We start from the raw sequence: 12,255 nt of genomic DNA, 5'->3' as shown, positions 1-12,255 counted from the left end.
ATATGACAGTCAACCTAAAATATGCTTTAGAAAAAGAAGATTATGTGATGTTTCAATTACTTGTGGCATCCACATCAGACCGAATTAAAAAGAAGCGCAAAAGATCACGAATCATCATCCCAATTATATATCTGGCCTTTGCTGCTTTTGGTGGATATACTGGAGATACGACTATGAGTATCGTATTTCTGGTGTTGTCGTTGATTTGGTTTTTATTTTACCCAAAGTATGAAGCGTGGAAATATAAAAAGCACTACAATGCGTTTGTAGATGAGAATTTCAAATCACATTATGGATTAGAAACAAAAACACAATTGGGGGAGACTGAAATCTATTCTGAAAACTCAAAAGGTAATACTACGGTTAAAGTAGAAGATATTACTGAAATCATTGAAACGGAACAATATTTGTTTGTTCGATTGGGAGTAGGAATGGGGTTGATTTTCCCTAAAGAAAAGATTCAAAACCTTCAGGAGTTAGAGAACTGGATTTCGACTACCTCTGATCAATTAGGAATTCCCAATCAAGTAAATTTAAACTGGAGTTGGACGTAAATAGAACATAACAGCTAAAATGATGATAAAACACTTAACTAAAATACTAATCCTAGCACTTTTATCCATAACGCTTTATAGATGTGTTGGAGACCAGAGTAAGGTTATTACATCAAATAAGTTTTCTGAAAAAGACCCATTTAAAGAAACAATAGTCGAAAGCGAGTATTTTGATATTGATGCGAAGAACGACACCGTTGTGAAAGGTCAAAAAGGTACTATGATTGTGTTACCTAAAGGCTGTTTTATTAATACGAAAGGTGAGGTTGTAACATCTAATGTGAAATTGGAGTTAGCTGAAGCTTTATCTCTGGAAGAAATGGTATTGTCGAACTTAACGACTACCTCAGATGGGAATTTGCTGGAAACGGATGGAATGATTTATTTGGAGGCAACTTCGAATGGAGAAAGACTTGCGATCAATAAAGAGAATCCCATATATATTGAAATTCCAACCGCTAAGAAGAAATCAGGAATGATGGCTTACAAAGGAATACGAGATGAGGATGGAAATATGAACTGGGTAGAACCGAAAGAACTAGATAAATATCTGACACCAATTGATATTGAACTTTTGGACTTTTATCCAGATGGATTTGAAAATGCGGTAGCTAAAAATTTACCATACAAGCAGCATAAAGAGTTGACAAAAGAACTAGTTGATAGTTTATATTATAGTTTATCCGTTTCTGATGGAGGTTTCTTAACCGAAGGGTTTGTAGGGACAGATTACAATGAACCATATGATAATCCTAAAAGTCGCGTGGTGGATGGTGAGTATACAAAAGAATCATATGAATCTGAATATGGTTGGGCGGTTGAAGCAGCCGTGGAAAGTGTTGATAGTGAATGTGACTGTGGGATTGATCCGGCAATTATTAAAGTGATATGGGATAAGAAGTTTGAAAACACTTTGATTGCTACCCGCGAATTTGAAACGCGACTTCAGGTGATATTTAAAACATGTAATAATGATATCCTGGATATTTATGTTAAAAATTTAGATAGAAACCTATGGGAACTGGATAGCGCAGCTGCATTGGCTTTAGGAAATGACTCCATGAGTATAGTTTTTACTGATTTCGCAAAACAGAGACTCACTAAAGTTAAAGAAGGGGAAATTCATTTCAAACTATTAAAAGGGTATTATGAGAAACAATTGAAGAAATACAAATCTCAGTTGGAGAAGGTGAAACAAAAAGCAAAGGAAGAATTAGGTGCGAAAAATAAAAAAGCGGAAGAATTAGCAGATGAATATAGAGAAGTTCTTTTTGCGCGTGAGAAACACCGAATGGAAGCCTATGGTTTTGAATGGACGGATACCGGATGGCTAAACATTGATAGGGGGACTATTCCTAAAACATGGGCAAGATATGGTCTTGAAGTAAAGGTTGAGAACGGGAAGAAATTTGATCAGGTTTATACCTATGTGGTGTATTCATCAATAAAAAGTATATATCGTTTGAATTCATCAGATAATGTGATTTTTCATGTCGGGAATAGTCAAAATAGAGATATGTTAATGCCTCAAAAAGAAACTGCCATATGCATTGCGATAGGTTATAAAGATGAAAAAGTATTTATGAAAATTCAGGAGTTTCAAACAGGAAAAGAACTGAAATTAAAGATAAGTTTAGCAGAACATTCTCCAAAAGAAGTAAAGAAAGCTATTCGAAAGTTTAATAATTATAAACAAGAGAATAGGATTGAGAAAGATTTAGAATACATGCAATTGTTTTATCAAGAGAGAAAGCGTCAGGAGGCGTTGAAGAAGGAACGAGAATTTATTCAATATCTAGATCAAATTGCAAGACCATGTTACATTTGGATTATTGAAGAAAGTGATGTGGATACCTTAGCATATCGTAGATTGGCTAGATAGATCAATGATATTGACAAAAAATCCGGATAGTTATTCACCATCCGGATTTTGATTGATGTTGAAGGGTATTTTAATAGTTTCTCATTGCCCAAAGCTCACCTTCGCCCTGGTAACCATTTTGAAGCCACATTTTACCAAATGCATGACTTAAAGTCAATCCGGTTTCTTTACCTAAGCAGTTGAAAGATACGTTTCCGTTTCCATGGTCAACCATGATCCATTCTTCGCCTTCGCCTTGAATACCATCTTGTAACCATAATTTCTCGAAAGCATGGCTTAAATATTTACCTTGCTCACCGCCAGTACAGGCTAATGCAACACGGTCTCCACGTTTTTCCAATACAAACACTTCGCCCAATCCCTGAACTCCTGTTTGTAACCATACTTTATCTAATGCGTGGCTTAAATAAAGCCCTCTTTCTTTTCCTAATGCTTCTAATGTTATTTGTGACATAATAATTAAGTTTATTTGATTTCTTACTCTGTTTACCAGGCTTTTCAGATACCGCCTTTGTAACCGTAAAGTGATAGTAGCTACTCCATCGAATGGTTGTTTTTGGATTACCTCACAAATCTCTATGGATCAATAAATAATTAAAAGCGTATAAAAACCTGTTTTCATAAAATAGGTAGAATCACCTACTTACGTTGAAAAGTATTTGAGGAGGGCATACCTTGTCGAGGTGATTTCAATTATTTTTTGAAAAATTTTGAAATAAATGCAAGATTTTAAAAAGCCTTCGTCTTTATAGATGAAGAGCATTGAAACAGGGCTTTCATAAATGTCAGAATCGGATAATAATAAAAAACTGAATGCATTCTTTGGTCAGGAGTACGATCGACTCCGGTCCTATGTGTTATCACGAATTTCTGACAATGCAGACCGGGATGCGGAAGATTTGATTCAGGACGTGGCTTTGAAATTATTTACCAGGGCTGATAGTTCTTCACCGATAGAGAATGTGGCGGGATTGGTGTATCACGCGATTCGGAATAAGATTATTGATACGATGCGTACCAGAAAACCAAGTGATTCTTTACAAGACGAAAGTGAATCGCGTCTGGAAGAATTTGCAGAGTTGTTTTACGGTACATCTGACAACTCTTATTCAGAGCCGATGAAAGAGGCGTTGATTCAGGCCATTGCGGCATTAAAACCGCTATATAAGCAAGTCATTATTGCCATTGACTTTGAGGGTTTTAGTTATAAAGAATTGTGTCGGAAAACTGGTGTCCCGGAAGGCACTTTAATGTCGCGTAGACATCGTGCATTGTCCATTCTCCATCAAAAATTGAAAAAAGAATATTAAAGATTTAAAAACTATAGAAATGAATTGTTTTAAGCACAGTATGAGGTCCAGAAGTCCAATTGAAATTGTTGGGATCGTTATTTTCGGAATAATAGCCGTCATAGGATTTGCGGCATTATTTGGCTTTGCCATCATGTGGTTATGGAATGCTTTGATTCCTGAAATATTTGGTTTAACCACCATAACGTATTGGCAAGCGGTAGGAATTCTGGTATTGGCTAAGTTGTTATTTGGTGGATTTGGTTCGGGAGGATCAGGATCTCACAAAAAGAAAAAGAAATCGGAATGGGGTAAGCGTAAAGGAGAATTCTCTAAATGGGATTTATACGATAAATTCTGGAAAGAAGAAGGTGAAGCCGCTTACCAGGATTATATCAAACGCGTAAATGATCGAGAAGCACCTCAAGAACCACAAACTGATACAGATGATAGAGCATAGCTTACTACGGGAAACAGAAATATTTATTTCAGAACGAAATGATTGGATGGTTTTTAAAACCAACATTCAAACATCTTTTCAAGTAGATGTATTGAAGTTATTGTTTCAGGAACATACTGATGTAAAAGAGTGGACCATTGATTTGGAAGATGAAGATCGTGTATTACGTATTAAATCAGGTACACTACTAAAAGTGGAAGAATTGATCAGTTTGGGAGGAATGTTTGGATTTCAGATTCAGATGATGGAATAGAGTGTAGAGAGGAATGAGTATTGAGTAATGAGGGGTGCGGATTATTGAAGTTCGAATAAAGTTATTGAGGAAAAGTATTGAGTAGATCATTAAGTATTGAGGGGGAGTTGTGAGTTGAGGTTAGATTTGTGAGTGACGAAAGGGGATATAGATCAGGAGATCCATAATTTACTTTCGATAATTAGCATTTTCAAACTGTGTTTTTGATTCCAGTTGATCAGTTGAAAATGAATACATCTTGACTCACCACCCCAAACTCCCCACTCAACACTTTTAGTTTTATTTGTAGGTAAATGAGTAGGGGAATTCGTAACAAACCAATTTTATTGTTTTCTCTTTTCTATGTTGGAATCGGGACGTTGGCAGTTTGCTCAGTGTATCCTGATGATTTACTCTATGGAGAATGGTCGCTTTATACATTGACACTAACATTACCTGTTTCCGCAATATCTTTTGGGTATAGGTTTATGGATGGTCATGTTTTATATCCAGTATTTTTAATTCAGCTTATAATGTTTGTGCTTCTTTTTCTAATCTTAAGAAAGTTTACAATTAACAAATCGAAAAATTAATATTCTATTCTTATGAACTCATTACTATAGACGCTTCCCTCTATACTCATTGCTCTCACCTCAACACTCTAAGCTCACCACTCCAAACTCAACCCTCCAAACTAAATCCAACCGAAAGTCTATTAATTGCATGTTGAATTTTATCTTTGCAGCAAAGCACTAAGTAGATGTCAGAGAAAGAAGAGTTTTATAAAAAATTAGAGCAGAAGTTAGAGGACCATCACCAGTTTCCAAGTCCTTATTTGTTTAAGTTTATCATCCCCAATAACAATCACAGTTTAGCATTGGTCGAAGATTTATTTACATCAAAAGCGACTGTAACATTTAGAGAATCTAAAACGGGAAAATACGTAAGTGTATCCGGGAAAGAGATGATGCAAAGCAGTGCTGATGTAATTGCAGTCTATCACAAAGCAGAGAAAATTGAAGGGTTGATGTCGTTGTAAGTCTTTGTTGTAAAGAAGAATCAATCGATTATTAACTTACCATTAAGAATTTAAATATTTAACCCGTCAGGTGGACTAAATATGTATTTTGACGCCCTTTTTCTATGAAAAGGTATTATGAAAGTATTGCTTAACTACTTTAAATCATATTTTTCAACACAATTCCATTGGTTAACCCACCTTCTGGTTTTACTTTTCATATTCGGAGTTATAGGAATCAATGAATACTTTGATTTTTTCCGAAAGTTTCTTCAGTTGTCTGAACATTCACTTCAGAGAACATTCAGGTATGTCTTAATGAATTCATTGGCCTTTATTGGCCCGGTAATATTGATTTCCATTTTTCAAACAAAGGATAGAATAATTGCGAATAAAAAGTACCTGGTTTATGGATTTCTGGGAGTGTTATTAATATCTGTGGATTCTTCATATTATACTTTGAAATATCTGGATCAAATTATTCCGCATGAACACGGATATGGGTTTTATTATTCCTGTATTTCTAATCTGGGGAGTTTATTCAGTATTGTCATTCCATTGGTTCTGATTTATTTCACAACGAGACATTTTAAACCTGAATTTTATGGAGTGAATATTAATAAAGCTTCCATTAAATCTTATTTAATTCTGGCTTCGTTATTAATTCCTATAGTCTTTATTGCAGCTTCAGGAGAAGATTTTTTACGTTATTATCCCAGCTATAAATATCAGAGTGTTCATATTTCCGGATGGACAGAGTGGATGAAGGTTTTGACCTTTGAATCGTGCTATGGCTTCGATTTCTTTGCTGTTGAGTTAATGTTTAGAGGATATATGGTGGTTGCTTTATCGCGGTTTGCTGGGAAGGAAGTTATTTTACCTATGGTCTCTTTGTATGCCGTGCTGCATTTTGGTAAACCCATGCTGGAAATCATTTCTTCAGTTTTTGGTGGATTTGCATTAGGTGTTATGTCCTACAAATCACGTAATATTTATGGCGGTTTGATTGTTCATTTAGGTGTTGCCTGGGGAATGGAATTGGCCGCATTCCTATTATTAAATTGGTCTTTTGGATAGAAAACACATTTTATTTGAGCTTTGGAATTTATCTTTGTGGAGATTGTGATAATTTAAAAATCCAAAAGTCATTTTAACATGCAAATCAATCATTCAGCCGTTGATCGGTTTATCAAATACGTTCAAATAGATACCCAAAGTGACCCACATTCAAAGACCATTCCTTCGACAATGAAACAGAAGGATTTAGCACAGGTATTGGTCGGAGAATTAAAAGAATTAGGTTTGGAAGATGCCCATATGGACGAATGGGGTTATGTATATGCCACACTTCCTGCGAATACGGATAAATCGAATGTGCCTTCGATCTGTTTTTGTTCACACATGGATACTTCACCGGATGCTTCCGGAAAGGATGTGAAACCGATTATACATAGAAACTATGATGGTTCTGATATCGTTTTACCGGATGATAATTCTGTAGTGATCAAAGCGAGTGAGCATACCGATTTGCAAGCGCAAATTGGAAATGATATTATTACGGCTTCTGGTTTAACTTTATTGGGAGCAGACAACAAAGCGGGTGTGGCTGAGATCATGGATGCGGTACAATATTTTGTGCAAAATCCGGAGGTCAAGCATGCCGAGATCAAAGTATTGTTTACACCGGATGAGGAGATTGGGAGAGGAGCTGATAAAGTAGATTTAGAAAAACTTGGTGCTGATTTCGGTTACACGATCGATGGTGAAACCTTAGGATCTATCGAAGATGAAACATTTTCAGCGGATGGTGTGGTAATTGATATTACTGGAGTAAGTGCACATCCCGGCTTTGCCAAGGGAAAAATGGAAAACGCAGTTCGCATTGCGGGGGATATTTTAGCGAATTTACCGAAAGATCGTTTGACTCCTGAATCTACAGAAGGAAGAGAGGGGTTTATCCACCCATTGGAATGTAACTCGACAGCTGAAGGCGCACGTATTACATTTATCATTCGTTCATTTGTCGATGCGGAATTGGCGCTTTTTGAACAAGAGTTGGAAAATGTGGTGAAAAATGTAATGCATGAATATCCGGCATCTACGTATAAGTTTCAAGTGACAGAGCAGTACCGAAATATGAAGAATATTTTGGATCAACATCCGCAAGTGGCAGATTATGCCATGAAAGCGATAGATCGTGCTGGAGTTCCGGTAAAACGCGGTAGTATTCGTGGAGGAACAGATGGATCCAGATTGTCATTTATGGGATTACCTTGCCCTAATATTTTTGCGGGTGAACATGCATTCCACTCTAAAAAGGAATGGATTAGCGTTCAGGATATGCATAAAGCTGTACAAACTATTGTACATTTATCCATGATTTGGGAAGAAGAAGCTTAATTAACACCGAATTACTTAGATTATGAAAAAAGTATTGGCTATTGTCGTTGTAGTTTTAATTGGAATTATGGCATTTGGATATTTTGGCGTGTATAGCGAAGGTGTACGTGCCGGAACGATTATCAAGGTAAGCCGAAGAGGAACGATCTTTAAAACCTATGAAGGACAATTGAATTTGAATGTTTTTGGAGCAGTAAAAGGAAAAAGTCCGTTGAACGAAAGCTTTGAATTCTCTATACCGGATGATCCTGAATTATTGAAGAAAATTGATGCGGTGACCGGAAGGAACGTGAAGTTATATTACAAAGAGAAGTACTTTTTGTTTCCATGGTTAGGTGAGACCAAGTACATGGCTACGGATGTGGAGTTGTCGGATTCCGATGCGCCATCAGATAAGAGTAATTATCTTAAAGACTAAGAGCTTTGAGCAATACGTTTGGGAAGATATTTAGATTGACTTCTTTTGGTGAAAGCCATGGAAAAGCAATAGGCGGCATCATTGACGGATGTCCAGCGGGATTGGAATTGGATTTAGAACAAATTCAAAAAGAACTTGATCGTAGAAAGCCCGGACAGTCTAAGTTGACTACACCACGTAAAGAAGAAGATCAGGTTGAGTTTTACTCTGGTATTTTTGAAGGCAAGACCACAGGGACACCAATTGGATTTGTGATTCAGAATAAAGATCAAAGATCAAAAGATTATTCAGAGATCAAGAATGTATACCGTCCGTCTCATGCGGATTTTACATACGATTCTAAATATGGTTTTCGTGATTATAGAGGAGGAGGAAGGTCGTCTGCGCGTGAAACTGCAATTCGTGTAGTAGCTGGAGCAATTGCCAAACAAATTTTAGCGATTAAAGGAATTTCGATAGGGGCTTATGTTCAACGAATTGGTCCGGTAGTTATGGAGCAGGATATCGCATTTGGAGACATTGCTTTAAGCGAAAACTCATTGGTACGATGCCCCGTTTCAACTATTTCTGAAAAAATGGAAGCTGCTGTTCAATCTGCCATTGCTGAAAAAGATTCATTGGGTGGAGTTGTGGTAGCTAAAATTGTGGGATTACCTGCCGGACTGGGTGAACCTGTATTTGATAAGTTTCATGCGGCTTTAGGACACGCAATGTTAGGAATTAATGCTGTAAAAGGTTTTGAAATCGGTTCAGGGTTTGCTGCTGCGGAAATGAAAGGAAGTATCCATAACGATGCGTTTGAAGTACAGGATAAACTGGTACGTACCAAAACCAATCATTCAGGTGGTGTACAAGGTGGATTAACAAACGGGGAAGAGGTATTGTGCAGAGTGGCTTTTAAACCGGTGGCAACTATCGGTCAGGTACAGCAAACAGTATCGAATGAAAAAGATCATGTAGAAATGGCGGCTAAAGGGCGACATGATCCTTGTGTAGTTCCCAGAGCAGTTCCTATTGTAGAAGCTATGGCCGCACTGGTTACTGTAGATATGTTACTGCGAAATCAAACCAGTAGAATAGATCAGCTTTAATGAAATTACTTAATCGGTATAAAGTTTATCCCTTTTGGATCAGCGGTAGTGTTCTGTAGCTTGGAATTGCGGTCACGAATGTGACCATAGCATGTAAAGTGGAAGAACCACGGTCGTTTACGAACCGCCTTTCCAAAAGTGCCTTTTTTTCGTTCTTTTTTGGGCAAGCAAAAAAGAACATATCAATTATTTTCAAAGACTAGATACTTGTCAATAATTTGGACATCTGAGGGTTAAAAATTATAATGTCTAACATTTAGTACCCTGAGCGGAGTCGAAGGGTACGCCAAAGAACTGTTCAAATTTATCAAATGGTATAAAACAAAAAAGAGCGCCTTTAGCGCTCTTTTTAATTTCGTTTAGTAGATACTCGGATATTTTGCCGGATCTACCTCATTCATGATTTCGTATACTTTCTCAACGATGTCTTCTAATGAAGGTTTAGAGAAATAATCACCATCTGATCCGTAAGGAGGACGGTGCTCTTTTGCGGTTAATGTACTCGGCTGAGAGTCCATGTAACGATATGCATTTTGTTTCTCTAATAACTGTTGCATGATAAATGAAGAACATCCACCAGGAACATCTTCATCCACAATTAATAACCTGTTGGTTTTCTTTAATGACTCCAGAATATCGTGATCTAAGTCAAATGGTAATAAGGTCTGAACATCGATTACTTCAACAGAAATTCCTAATTCCATTAACTGGCGTGCAGCTTCTTCTACCATTCTTACCATAGAACCGTAAGTCACTATAGTGATATCTGTACCTGATTTTAGCACTTCAATCTTACCCAGAGGTGTTTTGTATTCTCCTAAGTTTTGTGGTTGTTTTTCTTTTAAACGGTATCCATTTAATGATTCAATCACAATTGCCGGATCATCACCTTCTAATAAAGTGTTATAGAATCCTGCAGCTTGTGTCATGTTACGTGGCACACAAACATGAACTCCTCTAACCGCATTAATGATTGTTCCCAATTGAGAACCAGAGTGCCAGATACCTTCTAAACGGTGTCCACGCGTTCTAATGATGAGTGGTGCTTTTTGCTTTCCACCACTTCTATATTGAACTGTAGCTAAATCATCAGAGATAACCTGAATAGCGTACATAATGTAATCCAGATATTGAATCTCAGCAATTGGTCTTAAACCTCTCATGGCCATTCCAATTCCCTGACCAACAATGGTAGTTTCACGAATTCCGGTATCGGAAACTCTTAACTCACCATATTTTTCTTGTAATCCTTCTAATCCTTGATTTACACCACCGATTTTACCGGAGTCCTCACCGAAGATCAATACCTCAGGATATTTCTCCAAGATGATATCAAAGTTGTCTCTTAAAATCTGACGACCATCTACCATTGGAGATTCATCATTTACTTGCGGTGCTACACCAGCAATGTTTAATGGAGATTTTTCCGACTCTGAGAATGTATAAGTATGGAACGCCTGATCCATTTTTTTGCTGTGCTCCTGATACCAGCCTATCAGCTGTTGACGTTCAGCCGTATTTTCATTCAGACTTAAACGAATCACTCTACGTACTGCTTGAGTTACTTCTCTTTGTAATGCTTCGTCTTCGTTTTCTAATTCAGCAATCACCCGGTCGATGAACACTTTTTTGCTACTATTCGCAGCAATGCTTTTCATTAACCCAAGAACTAATTTTTTGTTTTCCTGAATTGGATTAAAGAATGCATTCCATGCTTTAGTTTTTGCTTGTCTTACTGCTTTTTTAGCGTCTTTTTCAACAGCGTCTAATTCTTCAGCAGTAGCAATCTCTTTTTCTAAAATCCATTCTCTGAATTTTAAAATACCATCAAAGTCTTTTTCCCATTGTAAACGCTCTGGTGTTTTATAACGCTCATGCGAACCAGAAGTAGAGTGACCCTGTGGTTGCGTCACTTCTTCTACGTGAACCAATACCGGAGTATGGTTTTTACGTGCAGTTTCAGCTGCTTTTTCATAAGTCAAACATAAGTGCGCATAATCCCAACCTTTAGTTCTGAAGATTTCCATACCGTTTGTTCCGGATTCTTTTTGGAAACCTTTTAAAGCTTCAGATATACTTGCTTTAGTGGTCTGATATTTTTTCTGAACTGAAATTCCGTAACCATCATCCCAAACAGACATCACAACAGGAACTTCCAATACTGAAATCGCATTTAATGTTTCCCAGAATGGACCTTCAGAAGTAGAAGCATCACCGATAGAACCATAAGCGATTTCATTTCCGTTTACTGAAAATTGCTCAAATTTAGGAGTATGTAATAATTCGTTGTTACGATACACTTTAGACGCCAACCCTAAACCTAACAATCGAGGCATTTGTCCGGCAGTAGGAGAGATGTCAGAAGATGAATTTTTTTGGGACATTAAGTTTTTCCATTCACCGTTTTCATCTAAACTTTGCGTACCAAAGTGACAATTCATTTGGCGACCTGATGAATTAGGCTCTGCTTTTGGGTCTGGGTTTGCATATAATTGACTGAAGAATTCTTCTAAACTTAAAACTCCTGCAGCCATCATCCAGGTTTGATCTCTATAGTACCCGGATCTAAAATCACCTTTTTGAAATTGTTTTGCCAAAGCAATTTGAGGGATTTCTTTACCGTCTCCAAAAATTCCAAATTTTGCTTTTCCGGTAAGAACTTCTCTACGACCTAATAGACTTGCTTGGCGACTTTCATTAGCTATTTTATAATCATTTAAGATTTCGTTTTTTAACTCTTGTGGAGTCATCACGTCAATATCTTCCTGAGCCTCTTTTACCTCTGCCATATATGCCAATTTTTATAGGTTTTTACGAGTTGCAAAAGTAATGCATTTTCGGCATATATAAAGAGTTTCCGTAGGATAGAGTTGTACGTTTGTAATCAGTTATTTAACTCAAAATTGATTGG

General features: G+C 37.0%; 12 protein-coding genes. 10 read left to right on the top strand and 2 right to left on the bottom strand.

From position 1 onward, the window contains the following. The first annotated feature begins 2 nt into the window (after positions 1–2). Together KFE94_00805 and KFE94_00800 are read left to right on the top strand one after the other, a co-directional pair. Positions 3–554 carry a YcxB family protein gene (locus tag KFE94_00805; protein ID UTW66684.1) on the top strand — a complete coding sequence of 184 codons (552 nt, stop codon included), beginning with the start codon at positions 3–5 and terminating at the stop codon, positions 552–554. 19 nt (positions 555–573) lie between these two features. Continuing rightward, entirely contained in the window at positions 574–2,436 is a 1,863-nt protein-coding gene (locus KFE94_00800) for a hypothetical protein (protein ID UTW66683.1), read from the top strand. Positions 2,437–2,506: 70 nt separating this feature from the next. On the opposite strand, the gene KFE94_00795 is transcribed toward KFE94_00800, so the two are convergent. After that, complete coding sequence (locus tag KFE94_00795; GenBank protein UTW66682.1) at positions 2,507–2,890, bottom strand: hypothetical protein; 384 nt, start codon at positions 2,888–2,890, stop codon at positions 2,507–2,509. A gap of 328 nt (positions 2,891–3,218) precedes the next feature. On the opposite strand from KFE94_00795, the gene KFE94_00790 reads away from it, so the two are divergent. The 8 genes from KFE94_00790 (at position 3,219) to aroC (ending at position 9,344) form a co-directional block, all read left to right on the top strand. Beyond that, positions 3,219–3,746 carry an RNA polymerase sigma factor gene (locus KFE94_00790; GenBank protein UTW66681.1) on the top strand — a complete coding sequence of 176 codons (528 nt, stop codon included), beginning with the start codon at positions 3,219–3,221 and terminating at the stop codon, positions 3,744–3,746. Between the two features lie 19 nt (positions 3,747–3,765). After that, a complete protein-coding gene (locus KFE94_00785; GenBank protein UTW66680.1) occupies positions 3,766–4,185 on the top strand; it encodes a hypothetical protein in 420 nt (139 codons plus the stop codon). Then, positions 4,172–4,438, top strand: coding sequence for a hypothetical protein (locus KFE94_00780; GenBank protein UTW66679.1), 267 nt, complete (start codon positions 4,172–4,174; stop codon positions 4,436–4,438). The genes KFE94_00785 and KFE94_00780 overlap by 14 nt, the downstream gene beginning before the upstream one ends. Positions 4,439–5,177: 739 nt before the next feature. Beyond that, a complete protein-coding gene (locus tag KFE94_00775; GenBank protein UTW66678.1) occupies positions 5,178–5,456 on the top strand; it encodes a DUF493 family protein in 279 nt (92 codons plus the stop codon). Between the two features lie 297 nt (positions 5,457–5,753). Next, complete coding sequence (locus tag KFE94_00770; GenBank protein ID UTW66677.1) at positions 5,754–6,512, top strand: CPBP family intramembrane metalloprotease; 759 nt, start codon at positions 5,754–5,756, stop codon at positions 6,510–6,512. Positions 6,513–6,590: 78 nt separating this feature from the next. After that, positions 6,591–7,835, top strand: a complete 1,245-nt coding sequence (pepT, locus tag KFE94_00765; GenBank protein UTW66676.1) for a peptidase T — start codon at positions 6,591–6,593, stop codon at positions 7,833–7,835. 22 nt (positions 7,836–7,857) lie between these two features. After that, positions 7,858–8,253 (top strand): 6-phosphogluconate dehydrogenase, encoded by a 396-nt coding sequence (locus KFE94_00760; GenBank protein UTW66675.1) that lies wholly within the window; start codon positions 7,858–7,860, stop codon positions 8,251–8,253. A gap of 5 nt (positions 8,254–8,258) precedes the next feature. Next, positions 8,259–9,344, top strand: a complete 1,086-nt coding sequence (gene aroC, locus KFE94_00755) for a chorismate synthase (GenBank protein UTW66674.1) — start codon at positions 8,259–8,261, stop codon at positions 9,342–9,344. Between the two features lie 359 nt (positions 9,345–9,703). Here aroC and KFE94_00750 read toward each other — a convergent pair whose 3' ends face one another. Further along, positions 9,704–12,133, bottom strand: a complete 2,430-nt coding sequence (locus KFE94_00750) for a transketolase (protein UTW66673.1) — start codon at positions 12,131–12,133, stop codon at positions 9,704–9,706. Between the last annotated feature and the right edge of the window lie 122 nt (positions 12,134–12,255).

The organism is bacterium SCSIO 12643 (assembly GCA_024398135.1).
Lineage (GTDB): Bacteria > Bacteroidota > Bacteroidia > Flavobacteriales_G > Salibacteraceae > CAJXZP01.
The sequence above is the reverse complement of the archived record's forward strand: the minus strand, read 5'-3'. Positions and strand labels throughout refer to the sequence as shown.

Bases quoted from the DNA above. Each gene is read 5' to 3' on its own strand.
- KFE94_00805 (UTW66684.1), top strand. From the start codon at position 3: ATGACAGTCAACCTAAAATATGCTTTAGAAAAAGAAGATTATGTGATG.
- KFE94_00800 (UTW66683.1), top strand. From the start codon at position 574: ATGATGATAAAACACTTAACTAAAATACTAATCCTAGCACTTTTATCC.
- KFE94_00795 (UTW66682.1), bottom strand. From the start codon at position 2,890: ATGTCACAAATAACATTAGAAGCATTAGGAAAAGAAAGAGGGCTTTAT.
- KFE94_00790 (UTW66681.1), top strand. From the start codon at position 3,219: ATGTCAGAATCGGATAATAATAAAAAACTGAATGCATTCTTTGGTCAG.
- KFE94_00785 (UTW66680.1), top strand. From the start codon at position 3,766: ATGAATTGTTTTAAGCACAGTATGAGGTCCAGAAGTCCAATTGAAATT.
- KFE94_00780 (UTW66679.1), top strand. From the start codon at position 4,172: ATGATAGAGCATAGCTTACTACGGGAAACAGAAATATTTATTTCAGAA.
- KFE94_00775 (UTW66678.1), top strand. From the start codon at position 5,178: ATGTCAGAGAAAGAAGAGTTTTATAAAAAATTAGAGCAGAAGTTAGAG.
- KFE94_00770 (UTW66677.1), top strand. From the start codon at position 5,754: ATGAATTCATTGGCCTTTATTGGCCCGGTAATATTGATTTCCATTTTT.
- pepT (UTW66676.1), top strand. From the start codon at position 6,591: ATGCAAATCAATCATTCAGCCGTTGATCGGTTTATCAAATACGTTCAA.
- KFE94_00760 (UTW66675.1), top strand. From the start codon at position 7,858: ATGAAAAAAGTATTGGCTATTGTCGTTGTAGTTTTAATTGGAATTATG.
- KFE94_00750 (UTW66673.1), bottom strand. From the start codon at position 12,133: ATGGCAGAGGTAAAAGAGGCTCAGGAAGATATTGACGTGATGACTCCA.